Origin of the sequence: Dactylosporangium sp. NPDC005555, assembly GCF_040605635.1 — a bacterium.
In the GTDB taxonomy this organism is placed as follows: Bacteria; Actinomycetota; Actinomycetes; order Mycobacteriales; family Micromonosporaceae; genus Dactylosporangium.
Map to the genome: position 1 here is coordinate 83258 of NZ_JBEXDG010000038.1, position 15751 is coordinate 99008.

Annotated in this window: 14 protein-coding genes and 1 tRNA gene; 10 read left to right on the forward strand and 5 right to left on the reverse strand. The window is 71.4% G+C overall.

All coding sequences use genetic code 11. The annotated features are described in order from the left end of the window. Positions 1–5: 5 nt before the first annotated feature. From ABZS58_RS33770 to ABZS58_RS33790, 5 genes are all read right to left on the reverse strand, one after another. Entirely contained in the window at positions 6–1358 is a 1353-nt protein-coding gene (locus ABZS58_RS33770; protein ID WP_354787304.1) for a dipeptidase, read from the reverse strand. 265 nt (positions 1359–1623) lie between these two features. After that, the gene (locus ABZS58_RS33775; protein ID WP_354787305.1) at positions 1624–2721 is read right to left on the reverse strand and encodes a M48 family metallopeptidase; all 1098 of its coding nucleotides are present in this window, start codon (positions 2719–2721) and stop codon (positions 1624–1626) included. A 75-nt stretch (positions 2722–2796) separates the two neighbouring features. After that, the gene (locus tag ABZS58_RS33780) at positions 2797–3417 is read right to left on the reverse strand and encodes an AAA family ATPase (protein ID WP_354787306.1); all 621 of its coding nucleotides are present in this window, start codon (positions 3415–3417) and stop codon (positions 2797–2799) included. Beyond that, positions 3414–5072 (reverse strand): cobyric acid synthase, encoded by a 1659-nt coding sequence (locus ABZS58_RS33785; RefSeq protein ID WP_354787307.1) that lies wholly within the window; start codon positions 5070–5072, stop codon positions 3414–3416. The genes ABZS58_RS33780 and ABZS58_RS33785 overlap by 4 nt, the downstream gene beginning before the upstream one ends. After that, positions 5069–6070 (reverse strand): cobalamin biosynthesis protein, encoded by a 1002-nt coding sequence (locus ABZS58_RS33790; protein ID WP_354787308.1) that lies wholly within the window; start codon positions 6068–6070, stop codon positions 5069–5071. The genes ABZS58_RS33785 and ABZS58_RS33790 overlap by 4 nt, the downstream gene beginning before the upstream one ends. Before the next feature lie 129 nt (positions 6071–6199). Here ABZS58_RS33790 and ABZS58_RS33795 point away from each other — a divergent pair, with 129 nt between their 5' ends. The 10 genes from ABZS58_RS33795 to ABZS58_RS33840 all read left to right on the forward strand — a co-directional run bounded on the left by ABZS58_RS33795 (position 6200) and on the right by ABZS58_RS33840 (position 15365). Beyond that, complete coding sequence (locus ABZS58_RS33795; RefSeq protein WP_354787309.1) at positions 6200–6730, forward strand: hypothetical protein; 531 nt, start codon at positions 6200–6202, stop codon at positions 6728–6730. A 159-nt stretch (positions 6731–6889) separates the two neighbouring features. Next, positions 6890–7747 (forward strand): single-stranded DNA-binding protein, encoded by an 858-nt coding sequence (locus ABZS58_RS33800; protein ID WP_354787310.1) that lies wholly within the window; start codon positions 6890–6892, stop codon positions 7745–7747. Positions 7748–8434: 687 nt separating this feature from the next. Then, positions 8435–8510, forward strand: a tRNA-Arg gene (locus ABZS58_RS33805). Between the two features lie 196 nt (positions 8511–8706). Continuing rightward, positions 8707–9705, forward strand: coding sequence for a nitronate monooxygenase family protein (locus ABZS58_RS33810; protein WP_354787311.1), 999 nt, complete (start codon positions 8707–8709; stop codon positions 9703–9705). A 65-nt stretch (positions 9706–9770) separates the two neighbouring features. Further along, positions 9771–10214 (forward strand): hypothetical protein, encoded by a 444-nt coding sequence (locus ABZS58_RS33815; RefSeq protein WP_354787312.1) that lies wholly within the window; start codon positions 9771–9773, stop codon positions 10212–10214. 87 nt (positions 10215–10301) lie between these two features. After that, complete coding sequence (locus ABZS58_RS33820; RefSeq protein ID WP_354787313.1) at positions 10302–11219, forward strand: helix-turn-helix domain-containing protein; 918 nt, start codon at positions 10302–10304, stop codon at positions 11217–11219. A 45-nt stretch (positions 11220–11264) separates the two neighbouring features. Then, a complete protein-coding gene (locus ABZS58_RS33825; protein WP_354787314.1) occupies positions 11265–12791 on the forward strand; it encodes an alkaline phosphatase D family protein in 1527 nt (508 codons plus the stop codon). 14 nt (positions 12792–12805) lie between these two features. Then, positions 12806–14023: a hypothetical protein gene (locus ABZS58_RS33830; protein ID WP_354787315.1), complete on the forward strand. Its 1218-nt coding sequence runs from the start codon at positions 12806–12808 to the stop codon at positions 14021–14023. Positions 14024–14072: 49 nt separating this feature from the next. Then, positions 14073–14747: a DsbA family oxidoreductase gene (locus ABZS58_RS33835; protein ID WP_354787316.1), complete on the forward strand. Its 675-nt coding sequence runs from the start codon at positions 14073–14075 to the stop codon at positions 14745–14747. Positions 14748–14888: 141 nt separating this feature from the next. Continuing rightward, a complete protein-coding gene (locus ABZS58_RS33840; protein ID WP_354787317.1) occupies positions 14889–15365 on the forward strand; it encodes a GNAT family N-acetyltransferase in 477 nt (158 codons plus the stop codon). Positions 15366–15751 lie beyond the last annotated feature (386 nt).

Below are 15751 nucleotides of genomic sequence, written 5' to 3' on the forward strand. Positions count from 1 at the left end.
GTTATCTATGCGGCCTTTGCCACCTTTGCGAGGAGGAGGGCCTCGGCGATGCAGACGCGCTCGAACTCGCCGAGGTGGAGGCTCTCGTTGGGCCCGTGCGCCCTGGTGCTCGGGTCCTCCACGCCGGTGACCAGGATGGACGCCTTCGGGAAGAGCTCCTGGAACGTGGCGATGAACGGGATCGAGCCACCGACACCCATGTCGACCGGGGTCACGCCGTCCCACGCCTCCGTGAACGCCTGCCGGGCCGCCTCGTAGAACGGGCCGGTCGCGTCGATCACGCACGGCTCACCGAGCTGCTCGAGGGTCACCGTGACCTGCGCGCCCCACGGTGCGTGCCGCTCCAGGTGGGCCGTCATCGTGTCGTACACCCGCTGCGCCTCGTCACCAGGTGCGATCCGCACGCTGAACTTGGCCTTCGCGGCCGGGATCAGTGCGTTCGGGGCGCCTTCCGTCGGCGGCGCGTCGATGCCGAGGATCGAGATCGCGGGCTTCGTCCACAGCCGCTCGACCAGCCGCCCACTGCCGATGAACTCGACCCCGTCGAGCAGGCCGGCCTCCTCACGGAACCGGTCCTCGGGGTAGTCCAGCGGCGCACTGCTCGTGGAGACCAGACCCTCCACCGCGACGTCACCGGCGTCGTCGTGCAGCGTCGAGATCAGCCGCGACAGGGTGATCAGCGCGTCGGGCACGGCCCCGCCGAACATGCCGCTGTGCACGGCCTGCTGCAGTACCTTCACCTCGAAGAACCCGTTGACGATCCCCCGCAGGCCCGTCGTCAGCGCCGGCTGGCCGACGTCCCAGTTGCCGGAGTCGGCGATCACGATGACGTCGGAGGCGAGCTCGTCGCGATACTCGCGGAGCAGATCCTCCAGCGACTCGGAGCCGAACTCCTCCTCACCCTCGATGAACACCACCACCCCGACCGGCAGGTCCTCGCCGAACGCCCGCAGCGCCGCGATGTGCGCCATCACGCCGGCCTTGTCGTCGGCGGTGCCGCGCCCGTACAGGCGGCCGTCGCGCTCCTCCGGCTCGAACGGGTCGCTCAGCCACTGGGAGCGGTCACCGATCGGCTGGACGTCGTGGTGCGCGTACAGCAGGACCGTCGGCGCTCCGGGCGGCGCCGGCTTGCGTCCCAGCACCGCGGGCTGCCCACCCTTGCGGACCAGCCGCACGTCAGGGATCCCCGCCCCGCGGAGCAGCTCCGCCACGGCTTCGGCGGAACGCTCGACGTGGCTGTGGTCGAACCCTGTGAACGCGATGCCCGGGATGCGCACGAGCCGCTCCAGGTCGGCACGGACACCTGGCATCTCCCGCCGGATCGCGGCGCGGAGCTCTTCGTCGGTGAGCACAGTCATGCCTTGGAACTTACTGCGCCGTGCCGCCGCCCGCCCCGCCGGACCCGTTTCCGAGCATCTTCTCCGGTCTGACCTCCGGCTGGTCCGGCTTCGGGCTGGTCCGGCTTCGGGCTCGTCCGGCCTCGGGCTCGTCTGACCTTTGCTTTGTCCGGCCTCCAGCTGGTCTGACCTCCAGCTGGTCTGGCCCCCGCTCTGTCCGGCCCCCGCTCTGTCCGGCCCCCGCTCTGTCCGGCCCCCGCTCTGTCCGGCCCCCGCTCTGTCCGACCTACGGCGCCGGGTTGCTGCCGTCCGTCCCGCTTGAGCCGTTTCCGCCCGAGCCGTTCTCTCCTGAGCCGTTGCCGCGCATCCAGCCGCGCATCTTGCCCGCACCGGCGCCGACCCAGTCGCCGACCTCCGACGCTCCGTCGCCGAGCTTGCGCAGCAGCGACACCAGCGGGTCCTGCGAACGGGAGAACGCCTCCCGGTACGACGCGGCCGCCGCCTTGATCTCCTCGCTGACCGACGCGTCCCCGTCGTCGGCGCGACGCGGATACTCGCCGCCGAGGATTCGCCCGTACTCCCCGCTGTCGATCCACGCCCGCACCTCGGCGGCCCGTGCCACCGGCATCGGGTGCGACCGTGCGGTCACCATCCGGATCTTGATGAGACTGTCCCGCAGGTCGCCGGCCCGCTCGAACTCCGCCGCCTGCTCCAGGAACGCCGTCGTGTCGACCTCCGACAGGTCACCGCCGCCGGCCAGTTTCATCGACAGCCGCAGCGACGCCGCCGGGTCCTGGCACGCGAGCAGCCCGGCCCGGTCCGCGGACAGCTCCGCCTTGCGCCACCACTCCATGAGCGCGGCCACGATCGCCCGCAGCACCATCGACCCGACCGGCAGCCACGCGAGGCGCACCGCCCAGTCCGTCAGGATGAGCACCATCGTCCGGTACACCGCGTGGCCGCTGACCAGGTGCCCCAGCTCGTGCCCGAGCAAGCACCGCAGCTCCTCGTCGTCGAGCAGCTCCAGGCAGCCCCGGTTGATGACGATGAACGGCTTCGACATGCCGACGCACATACCGTTGATCGACCGGTCGCTGTGCACGAACAGCTCCGGCAGCTCCGCGACGTCCAGCGAAGCGGCGGCCTCCGCCATCAGCCGGTGCACCCGCGGAAACTGCCGGTGGTCGACGCGGATCGCGTTGCCGAGGAACTCCAGCCGCCACGCCCGCTCGTTCCACAGCGCGTGCAGCGACTTCAGCGCGTCGTCGAACCCGCGCAACTCCCGTAGCGCCACCAGGGCGCCCCTGTCCGCCGGGTGCTCCCAGGCCCGGGAACTGATCCCGGTCAGCACCACCCGCCGGCGTTGCACGTCGTTCGTGGTCATACGTTCCGCCTCCCCGTCGCCTCCGGATCGTGTCCGGCCGCCTCCCGGATCGTCCCGCACCCGCGCAAGCTGCGTCTACCCGCCCGCGAGGATGAAGTACTCATTCTGCGGATCGTGTTCCTCACCCGGCGCCCCGTCCACGTGCACGTCAACGCGCCGCAGCACCCTGCCGTCCCCGAAGAACCGGTCCTCGCCGGCCATCCACCGCTCCCACTGCGGCCGCAGCGCCTCACCGTCACGGATCAGCCCCCGCTCCAGCCGCAACGCCTCAGGCGCCCGCACGCACACAGCGAGCGTCAGATCCTGCACCGCCGCGCTCCCGACGCCTTCGACGATCAGCACCTCAGGCCGCCGCAGCGGCTCCCACTCCTCGCGCAGCCGCTCCGCGGCCCAGTCGTACCGCCGGCACCTGGCGTCCTCGCCCGCCTTGAACGGCGCGAACACCCATTCCTCCAGCCGCGGCCGCCACGCCTCCAGATCCGCCCATCCGTCGAGAAAGTCGTCGGTGTGCAGCTCGGCGACGTCGATCCCGGCGTGCCGCAACGCCCGCGCCAACCGCCCCGCGAACGTGGTCTTCCCCGACCCTGCCCGCCCGTCGACCGCCACGAGCCGCACGTCACCCAGCTGCGCTTCCCGGCCCAGGATCTCCTTGGCAAGCCCGTCGTACGTCCCGACGCGCCCTCCCCCGGCTCTCATCGCGCCTCCCCATCCACCACGCCGCCCGCTCTCTCCATTTTGCTCGTCTCCGCCACGTCTCCCGGCGAACCCGATGGGCCCTCTCGTGGAGCCGGCGCGTGGTTCGATGTGCTCGGCGAGCCCGGAGCTGCTGGCCTCAGGCCCGGCACGACGGTCGGCAGGCCCGAGGGCGCGCCGCCCTCGACGAGCCGCCACAGCGCCTCCGTGTCGAGATGCTCCTCCACCAGGTCGCCCAGGACGTCGACGGTCCGCTCCCGCAGCGCCGCGAACGACGTGTCCGGCGCGACCTCGAACCCGTGGCGGCCGGCGAGGCGGGCCACCTCCGCCAGGAACGCCCGACGGAACCCATCGGTCTCGAACGCCCCGTGCCAGTGCGTGCCGAACACGTTGCCGGAGACGGCGCCCTCCCCCGTGCCGTCGGCCAGGCGGATCATCGGCGTCAGCCCGTCGGCCGCCCGGCTCACCAGGCCGTGGTGGATCTCGTAGCCCCGCACCGGCTGCGACCCGAGCCCGGTCCCGCTCACCCGTCCGAGGGTCTTCCGAGCCGCGAACGTGATCTCCACCGGCAGCAGCCCAAGCCCCTGCACCACACCGCGGCGGCTCTCCACGTCGTCGGAGATCCGCTCGGACAGCATCTGGAACCCTCCGCAGATCCCGAGCACCGGCCGGCCGGACGCCGCATGGGCCAGCACCGCGTCCGCCAGGCCACGCTCCCGCAACCACCGCAGGTCGTCCACGGTGGACTTACTGCCGGGCAGCACGACGAGGTCGACGTCGGCGAGGTCGGCCGGCTCGACCGTGAGCCGCACCTGGACGCCGGGCTCCGCGGCGAGGGCCTCGGCGTCGGTGGCGTTGGAGACCCTGGGCAGGCGGACCACGGCGACCCGCAGCCACTGCCCGCCGCGCGGCGGCGCGGGCCGGCCGAGCACCCGCCCGTCATAAGCGAGCGAGTCCTCACCATCGAGCCACAGCTCGTTGGACCACGGCACCACCCCGAACGTCGGCCGCCCCGTCAGCTCCTTGAGCGAGTCGAGCCCCGGCTGGAGCAGTCCCGAGTCCCCGCGGAACTTGTTGATCACAAAGCCGGACACCAGGGCCTGGTCGTCGGCGTCGAGGAGGGCGAGGGTGCCGTACAGCGCGGCGAACACCCCTCCTCTGTCGATGTCACCGACGACGATCACCGGCAGCTCCGCCGCCCGGGCGAGTCCCATGTTGGCCAGGTCGCCCGCCCGCAGGTTGATCTCGGCGGGGCTCCCGGCGCCTTCGCAGATCACCACCTCGTGCTTCGCGCGCAGCTCACGCAGCGTCTCCAGGACCGTCCCGCGAAGCCGGTCCTTGATCTCGTGGTAGTTACGGGCGCCGATGTGCCCGGTTGCCTGCCCGAGGACGACGACCTGGCTGGTGCGGTCGGAACCCGGCTTGAGCAGCACCGGGTTGAACCTGACGCTCGGCTCCAGCCCGCACGCATACGCCTGCAGCGCCTGCGCTCGGCCGATCTCTCCGCCGTCGACCGCGATCGCCGAGTTGTTGGACATGTTCTGCGCCTTGAACGGCGCCACGTCGACGCCACGCCTGTGCAACCAGCGGCAGATCCCGGCGGTGAGCATGCTCTTGCCCGCGTCGGACGTGGTCCCGGCGACCAGCAACCCGCTCACACCGTCCCCCGATCCCGCTCGGCACCGCTGCGCCGCTCGGCACCGCTGCGCCGCTTGGCGGTGCCGGCCCTGGCCGCATACGCCAGCCCGAGGGCGGCCACGCCGACCACGACGGACAGGGTCGCGGCACGGCGCACGTCGCGTGGCGCGGGCGGCCCGCCGTCGCCGAGGTGCGGCCGGTCCTCGACGCGGGAGCCATACACGTTGCGGCCGCCCAACCGGATGCCGAGCGCGCCGGCGGCAGCGGCCTCGCACTGCCCCGAATTCGGGCTCGGGTGCCGCCCTCCGTCCCGCAACCACACCCGCAGCGCCTCGCCGGGCCGCCCGCCGACGACAGGGGCCGCCGCGACCGTCAATGCCGCCGTCACCCGCGACGGCACCAGGTTGGCCAGGTCGTCGAGGCGCGCCGAGGCCGTGCCGAATTTCGCGTACCGCGCGGAGCGATGCCCGACCATCGCGTCGAGCGTGTTGACCGCGCGATACCCGACGATGCCGGGCAGACCCGCGACCGCTCCCCAGAACAGGGGGCCGACAACGGCATCGGACGTGTTCTCCGCGACGGACTCCACCGTCGCCCGGGCCAGCTCGGGCGGCCCGAGGGCCGCCGGGTCCCGCCCACAGAGATTGGGCAGCTGCGCCCGCGCGGACTCCAGGTCGCCGCCGTCGAGCCGGTCGGCCATCACCCGTCCCTCACGGGCGAGGCTCGTGCCGCCCAGCGCGGCCCAGGTCGCACCCGCGACCAGCACAGTGCGGGCGATCGGCCTGCGCCTGGTCAGCCAGGCCGCCACCGCTGCCAGCGCGACGGGGACCCCTACCGCCACAGCGGTGAACCGCGCTCCCGCGGCCCGGTCGTCGGCATACGTGCGCCGCTCGACCGCGCCGGCGAACCGCCCGAACCCCGCGACAGGGTGCCACCTGCGGGGATCGCCGAACACGGCGTCCAGCACACCGCCCAGCACCATCCCGATCGCATCGGCTTGGAGTCTTCGATTCGCCATGCGCGGGACACTACCGACCCCCACCGACAATTTTTCGCGGCGGCCCTCCGGCGCACTAGCAAGCAAATGGTGCAAAAACAAGAGCTTGTCTCACATCCGTCACCGTCTTACCTTGCAAGCGTGCAGCCCATGCTCCTCCCCGTTCTCGCACCGCTTCGCGAGGTCCGTCGCGACGATGTGCACGCGCCCGTGCTCGACGAGTTCATGGGCGGCCTCGGGGTGGGGTACAGCTTCGGACCTCCGTACGGGCAACGCCTCGTCACCTGGGCGGACCTGCAACGCATGGAGATGCCCCGCCGGATGCTGCGCCGCCAGGCCGGGCACAACCTCGACAGCCGGCTCGGCGCCGCGCAGGTCCACGGCCAGCCGCCCGCGTTGATGCTGCAGTTCGACGGGGTCGCATCGACGCTGCTGCTCGCCGAGCCGTTCTGGGCGGGCCTGGAGCGGGCCGTCCCCGGCGAGTTGGTGGTCGGCGTCCCCGCCCGTGACGTGGTGATCGTGACCGGTTCCCACTCCCCGCCCGGCGTCGCGAAGGTCCGGCGCGCGATCGACAGGATCTTCTTCGCGGGTGACCCGCACCTGCTGTCACGCAAACTGCTGGTCCGCCGCCGCGGGGCCTGGGCGGTGTTCACCCCGAACCTCGCCCACGCCGGCTTCTGAGTCCGTACGTCGCGCGCCCGCGCGTCCCACAGCATCCTGCGTGCCATGAGGTTGTCCACAAGCGGCCGGTTATCCACAGATCCGGCCTCGGCCGCGAGCGGGGACCACGTGAATTGACCGATGCTGCCTCCCGAGTCCATAACACGGGAGGAGACGGACATGAACGAGACGACGGTGACCATCGTCGGCAACGTGCTCAACGAGCCTGACTGCCGCCGGCTGGGAGAGAGCCAGAAGCTGGTCACGAACTTCAAGGTCGCCGCGACAGCACGGCGCTACGACCGTCACGAGGAGCGCTGGGTCGACGGCGACACGCTCCGGCTGCGCGTGACCTGCTGGCGTCAGCTGGCGGAAAACGTGATCCGCAGTGTCCACGTCGGCGATCCGGTCATCGTCACCGGCAGGCTGACGAGCCGCAACTGGGAGACCGAGGACCACGTCAAGCGGGTGGCCTACGAGCTGGAGGCCACCACCGTCGGCCATGACCTGACGCGTGGCCGGGCGAAGTTCGCGCGGGTCAAGACCAGCACGATGACCAGCTCCATCGACGACGAGCTGTCCGACGCCAGGATCGCGGGCCAGCTGACCACGCCTGTGACGGAGCTCAACGACCTGCCCCGCCAGCGCGACTACGACGCCGAGCTCGGCGGCTTCGTCACGACCGTGGAGGAGCCTGCCATCGCCGAGCAGGACCCGTTCGCGGAGGCGCAGGCCGCCGCCCAGCGGGACGCGTTCGCGGAGGCGAAGGCGGCCGTCACCGAGCGCGACCCGTTCGCGGAGGACATCCTCACCGAGTTCGACCACGCGGTCAACGCCGCGTTCGACGGTGCGGCATTCGCCGCGATGGGCGGCACGACCGCGCCTGACAACGCGGCGGAGCTCACGACGGGCGACGGCGCGACCGGCGGGGAGGGTGAAGGGGGCGTCTCCGACGAGGAGACCTCGCCGGACGAGACCGACGAGCCGAGCGGCGGCCGGCGCAGACGCAGCCGGGGCCGGGTCGCGGTGCCCGCCTGACAAGCCAGGTGGGTCGTGACACCGAGGCGCCCGGCGTCACGACCCACCACCGTGTCCGCTCGGTCGAGAGATAAGGAGGTCCGTCGCCGGTAACACCGTCCGGGATCTGTCGCGACGCCGCATGAGCACCGGCCGGCGCGCGCCGGGACTGGGCCCTGCACGCCACGCGGGCCGACCTGAGCTGACGGTGACGGCTAGGCCCTGGAACGCCACGTGGTCTGCCCGAAGGCACGGTGACGGCCTGGCTCTGGCATGCATCCGAACGAGCCGGGCACGCTACCAGCACCGAACGGGAACGGGAGCAGCCACGGAAACGGGGACGGGCACGGGGACGGGGACGGGAAACAGGGACCGGGGACGGGGACTAGGGACGGGCGCGGTCACCGGGGTGTGACCTGGCATAACGTTGGAATCGGTAGAGAAGGCACGGCGGCCGACCTGGGCATGCGGTGACGGCCGGGCGGGCGCGACCTCAAAATGGCGTGTCGGCACGGGAGTCGAAGGGAGGAGACGCCGGAGGGGACCCGAACGACCCGAAGCGTGATCCTGTCGCCACCCGCTGCGAATCCCGCGACGCACCAACGGAACCCGCTTGTGCCGGAGGGCAATGAATGCTGTCCTGAGAGCGTCGATTTGGCTCCCCACAAGCGAATCCTTCGCCACAAGCGGTAGCCTGTCCGACGACATGCGCTCGTAGCTCAGCGGATAGAGCAGGGGACTTCTAATCCCAAGGTCGTAGGTTCGATCCCTACCGGGCGCACCACAGTCCGCAGGCTTTCAGGGCCTGACGGGCACGCATGTGAGGGCCAGTTTCCGCTGGTCGGGGAGCCGCCGTGGGCGGTCGGCACCAGGACGGCGGGAGCTGTGCGGGTGTCGGGTCGGTGACGTCTGCACGGAATGCGACGTGGGGTGCGCGGGGGGCAACACGGCGGCGGGGCGGGTCGGGCACGGTGCGGGGTATGCGACTCAGGACCAGGTTCACGGAGGCGTTCGGCCTCACCACCCCGATCGCGCAGGCCGGCATGGCGTTCGTGGGGATGACGCCGGAGTTGCCGGTGGCTGTCAGTAATGCGGGGGCGCTCGGATCGCTCGGGGTGGGACTCATGCCGGCGGCGGCGTTGACGCAGACGGTGAAGGCGATACAGCACAAGACGGATCGGCCGTTCAACGTCAACTTCATCACGGTGTTCACGGAGCAGGCGCAGATCGACGCGGTGTGTGAGGCCGGGGTGGCGGTCGTGTCGTTTCACTGGGGGCATCCGAAGCGGGCCTGGATCGATCAGTTGCACGCCGCGGGGGTGCGGGTGTTCGAGCAGCTCAGTGACGTTGACGCGGCGAAGCGGGCGGTTGACGACGGGGTCGACGTGGTGGTCGCGCAGGGGCAGGAGGCGGGTGGGCACAACGCGGCGACGCTGCCGGTGTTCGCGCTGGTGCCGCTGGTGGTGGACGCGGTGGCGCCGGCGCTGGTGCTGGCCTCGGGCGGGATCGCGGACGGGCGTGGGGTGGCGGCGGCGCTGATGCTGGGCGCGGACGGGGCGTGGGTCGGCACACGGTTCGTGGCCACCGGGGAGTCGGAGGCGCACGACGGGTACAAGAGCAGGCTGGTGAGCTTCGAGGCCACCGAGACCGTCAGCACGTCGATGTTCGGGCCAGGGACGCCGGACTTCAACCCGATGCGGGTGCTGCGCAACCGGGTGGTGCGCGAGTGGCTGGACGCGCCCGGGGCACCGGAGGACCTGCCGGTGATCGGGGAGACGGTGCTGGGCGGGGAGACGGTGACGATGCACCGGTTCTCCAACCTCGTGCCGATGCGCGGGTTGACCACCGGCGACCTGGAGGAGATGCCGCTGCTCGCGGGGCAGGGGGTCGGGCTGGTCACGTCGTTGCTGCCGGCGGCCGAGATCATCGAGACGATGACGTCGGACGCGTTGGCGATGCTCGGCCGGTACGGGGGCTAGCCGCAGCACGGATCCGGTGGTCAGGGGGTGTGCCGGGCGGCCGGGGACGGCGAACAGTGAAGGGTATGACTCTTCAGACCACCGGCCGGCCGCCCGTCGCGGTGCGCGCCTCCGCCGGGCTGTGGCTCGCCGCCGTCGTGCTCGGCGCGATCGAAACCGTCGTCGTCGTCGGGTCCGGCCAGGCCGGCGACAACCCGCTGCCGGGCGTGCTGTTCCGGTGCGCCGTGTACGCCGCGGCGATCCTCACCACCGTGAGGATGCGGGCGGGGCGCAACTGGGCCCGGGTCGCGCTCGCCCTGGTGCTCGGCATCGTCGGCACGCTGTCGCTGGTCGTCGAGCCGGTCTCATGGCTGGCGGACGGCAACTCGCTGACCGCCCTCGCCGACGACGCGGACCTGACCTGGTGGGCGATCGCCGCGGCCAGAGGGCTGCACATCGTTGCCGTCTGGGCCGCGGTACCGCTGATGTTCACCGGATCGGCGAACGGCTACTTCCGTACACGTGGATGAAACGGTGTCGGAAGGACGTCGCAACCATGTCGGGCGGGCCCGGACCGGGCGTTGCATGACAGCGGGGAGCGGCATAGGAGACGCACGGTGGACAACCGCAGCTACTGGACGACGTCGGCGCTGGCACCGGGGCGGCAGTTCACGCACTGGCGCGAGCTGATCTGCGAGGCGTTCCTGGCGCTGACGCCCGAGTCGGACCTGCGGGACGGGTTCGCGGGGTCAGTGACGCAGTGGCGGCTGGGTGCGCTGAGCCTGGCGCGGATCGAGTCGCAGCGGCAGACCGTGCACCGCACCGAGGCCGGTGTCGCCCGCGACCCGATCGGCGGGTACTACGCGAACCTGCAGCTGCGCGGCACCAGCCTGATGGCACAGCACGGCAGGGTGGCCACGCTGCGCCCCGGCGACCTGGCCGTCGTCGACGCGGACGAGCCGTTCCGGTTCGAGTTCGGCGGCGACTTCCGTCAGCTGTCGTTGTTCGTGCCGGCGGCGAGCATGACAACGAGTGAGCCTGTGCGCACGGCGACGGCGATCGACACCGTCGCCGGCGTGGGCGCGGCCGTGCGGCACTCGTTGGAGAGCCTGGCGCGAGAGCCCCTGCGCGAGGCGACCGCGGCACGGCTGGCCCTGCACGCGGCCGGCATGCTGTCGATCGCGCTCGAGCCGTCGATCCTGACACCGGTGCGCTCGCCCAGGTCGTACCACACCTGCATCCAAGACATCGAGGAACATCTCACCGATGAGGACCTGTCGCCCGCTGCGACCGCGCGGCGGCTCGGCATCTCGGTCCGGACGGTGCACGGGCTCTTCGCGGGGCACGAGGCGTCCTACGCGGCCACGGTGCGGCGGCTGCGGCTGGAGCGCGCGGCGCGGCACCTGACCGACCCGGCGATGCGGCACCTGCGTGTCATCGACGTCGCCACGGAGGCGGGGTTCGGGAACGTGGCGAGCTTCCACCGCGCGTTTCGCAAGCAGTTCGGCCGTACACCGAATGCAGGCCGCGGCTAGCTTCCGGACATCATCCGTTCATCGACCATGATAAAAGTGTTGAGCATGAATAGGCTCAGCCGCCGCACGTTCGTCCTCAGTGGACTGGCCACCGCCGGGGCCGTCGCACTGCCGCTCGCCGGCGCTCAGGCCGCCGTACCGTTCCCGTTCAAGCTCGGCGTCGCCTCCGGCGAACCGGCCGCGGACAGCGTCGTGCTGTGGACCCGGCTCGCTCCGTCGCCGCTGAACGCCGACGGGCAGGGCGGTATGGCGAGCGCCGACGTCACCGTCGACTGGCAGGTGTCCACGACCGACACGTTCGGCTCGCTCGTCGCGTCCGGGTCGGTGACCGCCCGCTATACCGACGCGCACTCCGTCCACGTGGTCGCGGGCGGGCTCGCGCCGGACGCCGAGTACTACTACCGCTTCCGCGCGCAGGGCCACCTCTCCCCCGTCGGGCGGACCCGCACCGCCCCGGCGCTCGGCACCGTCGGCCGGGACCTGGTGATGGCGTTCGCGTCCTGCGCGCACTACGAGTCGGGCTACTACACGGCCTACCGCCGCATGGCCGAGGACCGCCCGGACCTGATCCTGCACCTGGGCGACTACATCTACGAGGGCGGCACCGGCTCCGGCGGCGTCCGCCAGCACGCCGGTGCCGAGATCGTCTCGCTCGCCGACTACCGCCGCCGGTACGCGCAGTACAAGTCGGACCCCGACCTGCAGGCGGCGCACGCGATCGCGCCGTGGCTGGTCGTGCCCGACGACCACGAGGTCGAGAACAACTACGCGAACATGGTCCGCAACGACAGCAGCCCGGCGCTGACCACGGCGCAGTGGACGGCCCGCCGTACCGCCGCCTACCGCGCCTACTACGAGAACATGCCGCTGCGGCCGAGCCAGGCACCGGCGGGCAACAGCATCCCGTTGTACCGGCGTGTGCGCTGGGGCACGCTCGCCACCTTCCACATGCTCGACACCCGGCAGTTCCGCGACGACCAGGCCTGCGGCGACGGCTGGAAGGTGTGCGCCGCCGCGGACACGGCGACCCGTTCGCTGACCGGCGCGGCGCAGGAGGCGTGGCTGCTCGACGGGCTCGCCCAGCACTACGGCACCTGGGACATCCTCGGCCAGCAGGTGTTCTTCGCGCGGCAGTTCGACAGCAGCGGCGCGGCGAGCATGGACGCCTGGGACGGCTACCGCGCGTCCCGGTCCCGCATCCAGCAGGGCTGGCTCGACCGGTCCGTGCGCAACCCGCTGGTGCTGACGGGTGACGTACACGCGGCATGGGCCAACGACTTGAAGGCCGACTACGCCAACAGCGGCTCCGCGACCATCGGCACCGAGCTCGTCTGCACGTCGATCACGTCCGGCGGCAACGGCTCCGCGGCGACCGCGATCCCCAACGTCGGCACGAACCCGCACCTCAAGTTCCACTCCGGGCTGCGCGGCTACGTGCGGACCACGATCAGCCGCGCGCAGGTCCGGGCGGACTTCCGCGCGGTCAGCTCGGTCACCGAGCACGGCGCCGCCGCCACCACCCTCAAGTCGTTCGCGATCCTCGACGGCCAGCCCGGCCTTCGGGCCCTGTAGGAGACAACTTTTCCATGGCAGCCATCACCTCGGTCGCGCTCGCCGCGGCCGCCACCTCGCTCGCAGCCGCCGCGTCGATGACGTGGACGACGGCCAACAGCGTCGCCACCGGCGACCAGGACACGCCCGCCATCGCCGCCAACCGCAACGGGCAGGTCGCGGTGGTCTGGGAGGACGACCGCGACACCACCGCGCCGGAGAACGACAGCCACTCCGACATCTGGCTGCGGCTGTTCACCGACGGCGTCGCGAAGTATGAGCTCAAGCTGTCGGCGGGCGGCACGTCCGGCACCAACTGGAAGCACATCAGCCCCGACGTGGGCCTCGACGACAAGGGCAACACCGTCGTGGTCTGGGCCGAGGACCCGGACGGCAACGGCGCGTTCAACATCGTCTACCGGGTCGTCTCGCCCACCGGCGGCGTCACCGCCTCCGGCCGGGCCAACGCCGACGCCGCCGGCGACCAGATCCTGCCGAAGGTGGCCGTCGACCCCGACGGCGCGCCGGGCACCGCCGCGGTCGCGTTCAGCGTCGTGTGGGAGGACGTGCAAGGCACCACGTTCCGGGTGAAGGCCGCCGGGTACACGGGCCCGACGACGAAGGCCTACGAGGTCTTCGCCTCGCAGACCACCGGCGCGCACCACCGGCCCGACGTCGCGGTCCCGGCGTCCGGCGACGCCCTGGTCGTCTGGGACGAGGACAGCGACGGCAACGGCTACGACAACATCGGTCTGGTGCGGCTGGCGAAGTCCAACGGTGCCGTGAACCTCTCCCGCCGCACCGCCAACAGCCTCGGCGACGGGCAGCAGCGACGGGCGTCGATCGCGACGTCGTACTCCGGGGCGTTCTCGGTCGCGTGGGAGTCGGACCACACCGGCACCGGCGGCGTGTGGACCCGCTCGTTCCTCGCCGACGGCACGCCGCGGCACGTGGAGGTGCTCGCGGCCGCCGGGGTCTCGTCGCCGTCGATCGGCATCGACGACCAGGCGAACACGGTCGTCGGCTACTTCCTGAACAGCGACGTCCTGGTCCGCGGGTTCAACCCCGACGGCACGGCGACGGGCCGGCTGGCCCCGCAGGTCCTGAGCCAGACGGCGACGGGCCGGCAGGAGCAGCTGGTGGTCGGGGTGTCACCGTGGGGTGAGGTCAGCGTCGCGTACACCGACGACAACGACGGCAACACGTTCGACCAGGTCATCCTCGGTACCGGAGGCTCGAACTCCGACTGGTGACCGCTGCCGTGCGCGCTATTGTTGAACCGTCAACGAGTAGGGAGCGCGCATGATCCAGGTCGACGTCTGGTCCGACATCGTCTGCCCGTGGTGCTACATCGGGAAGCGCCGCATGGAGACCGCCCTGGCGGAGTTCGACGGGGCGGTCTCCGTGACGTGGCGCAGTTTCCAGCTCGACCCGACGACGCCGACCGGCGACTCCCGCCCGGTCGGCGAGTCCCTGGCCGCGAAGCTCGGGCTGTCGAAGGACCGGGTGCAGGGCATGTTCGCGCACGTCACGTCGCTTGCGGCCGCTGAGGGTCTGGCGTACGACTTCGATCGCGCCCGCACGGCGAACACCCTCGACGCGCACCGGCTGCTGCACTTCGCGAAGGCGCACGACCTGCAGGGCGCGCTGAAGGAGCGGCTGATGCAGGCGTACTTCACCGAGGGTGCCGACGTGGGCGACCGGGCGGTGCTCGCGGGGCTCGCCGCTTCCGTGGGACTGGACGAGGTGGCGGCCAAGTCGGCCCTCGCCGACGGCTCGTACGAGGCCGACGTCCGGGCCGACATCGCGACCGCCCGCGCATACGGCATCAGTGGCGTGCCGTTCTTCGTCTTCAACGAGCAGGTCGGCGTCTCCGGGGCCCAGCCTGCCGAGGTGTTCGCACAGGCGCTGCGCCAGTCGCAGCCGGAGGTTTCCGACTCCGCCGAGGCGTGCGCCGACGACTCGTGCGCGATCTAGGTGCACGTGCACTTGCGGGTGCGAATGGTAGAGGTCTCGCGCGGAGAGTCAAGTGGCGGTTTTCCGATGCACGTGCACCGCGGACGTGAATGACTGCGCTCAGGCCGACACAAACGGCGGCGACGGTTCTACGCTGCATTCATGAGCGCTGACGTGCTGCACGCCTACCGGATGCAGGTCGCCCGCGGTGTCCGCCGGTTGTCCACCGACGATACCGAGCAGGTGACGACGCTGCTGGAGCAGCTTGGCTATCCCCAGGAGGGGACCGACACCGCTGGGCGCCTGCGCTCCTGGGTCGACCACCCCGACGGGGGCGCGTTCGTCTGGGACGAGCGCGGGCGCCTGCTCGGGGTCGTCGCGGCGCACGTCATCCCGTCGTTCGAGAAGGACGGGTCGTGGCTGCGGATCGTGGCGCTCGCCGTCGCCGACTCCGCCCGCGGGCGCGGGATCGGCACCAGCCTGGTCGCGGCGGCCGAGACTTTCGGCCTGATGCGCGGCTGCTACAGCGTCGAGGTGACCAGCCTGCGGACCCGCGAGGGCGCGCACGCGTTCTACAAGGCGCTCGGGTATCAGGACCGCTCGGACGCGGCGGGCCGCTTCCAGCGGCAACTCCCCTGAGATGCCCCATTCGCACTATTTGTGATTTTGTGCAGGGCGGGCGAGTTTAGCCCTGCCGTCCGCCTGATCGTGCTCGTCGTTCCGCCCCGGCCGGGCCGCCTTGACCCGGGTCGGGCCGCCGTTTTCCGGGACCATCCGGCTTGCGGCTCAGGCGTTTGGGTCAGCCGGGGCCTTGCAGACCCCGGCCGCCGGTTTCCAGGGGCGGGTGGCTGGCGGGCGCCCGGCAGCCTGTGTCGTCTGCTCGGGCTCGGCGGGGTTCTTGATGATCCGGAAGAGTTCGTGCCGCTATGACGCAATGCCGGTGAGTTAAGCGTTCAGGGTGATGGATGGGGCTGGATGGTGACTGTGAAGGTTGCTGTCCAGTTTCGTTGTTTGCGGCCGGGTTG

Coding starts and splice junctions, on each gene's coding strand:
- ABZS58_RS33770 (WP_354787304.1), bottom strand. CDS start 1,358: ATGACTGTGCTCACCGACGAAGAGCTCCGCGCCGCGATCCGGCGGGAG.
- ABZS58_RS33775 (WP_354787305.1), bottom strand. CDS start 2,721: ATGACCACGAACGACGTGCAACGCCGGCGGGTGGTGCTGACCGGGATC.
- ABZS58_RS33780 (WP_354787306.1), bottom strand. CDS start 3,417: ATGAGAGCCGGGGGAGGGCGCGTCGGGACGTACGACGGGCTTGCCAAG.
- ABZS58_RS33790 (WP_354787308.1), bottom strand. CDS start 6,070: ATGGCGAATCGAAGACTCCAAGCCGATGCGATCGGGATGGTGCTGGGC.
- ABZS58_RS33795 (WP_354787309.1), top strand. CDS start 6,200: ATGCTCCTCCCCGTTCTCGCACCGCTTCGCGAGGTCCGTCGCGACGAT.
- ABZS58_RS33800 (WP_354787310.1), top strand. CDS start 6,890: ATGAACGAGACGACGGTGACCATCGTCGGCAACGTGCTCAACGAGCCT.
- ABZS58_RS33810 (WP_354787311.1), top strand. CDS start 8,707: ATGCGACTCAGGACCAGGTTCACGGAGGCGTTCGGCCTCACCACCCCG.
- ABZS58_RS33815 (WP_354787312.1), top strand. CDS start 9,771: ATGACTCTTCAGACCACCGGCCGGCCGCCCGTCGCGGTGCGCGCCTCC.
- ABZS58_RS33825 (WP_354787314.1), top strand. CDS start 11,265: ATGAATAGGCTCAGCCGCCGCACGTTCGTCCTCAGTGGACTGGCCACC.
- ABZS58_RS33830 (WP_354787315.1), top strand. CDS start 12,806: ATGGCAGCCATCACCTCGGTCGCGCTCGCCGCGGCCGCCACCTCGCTC.
- ABZS58_RS33835 (WP_354787316.1), top strand. CDS start 14,073: ATGATCCAGGTCGACGTCTGGTCCGACATCGTCTGCCCGTGGTGCTAC.
- ABZS58_RS33840 (WP_354787317.1), top strand. CDS start 14,889: ATGAGCGCTGACGTGCTGCACGCCTACCGGATGCAGGTCGCCCGCGGT.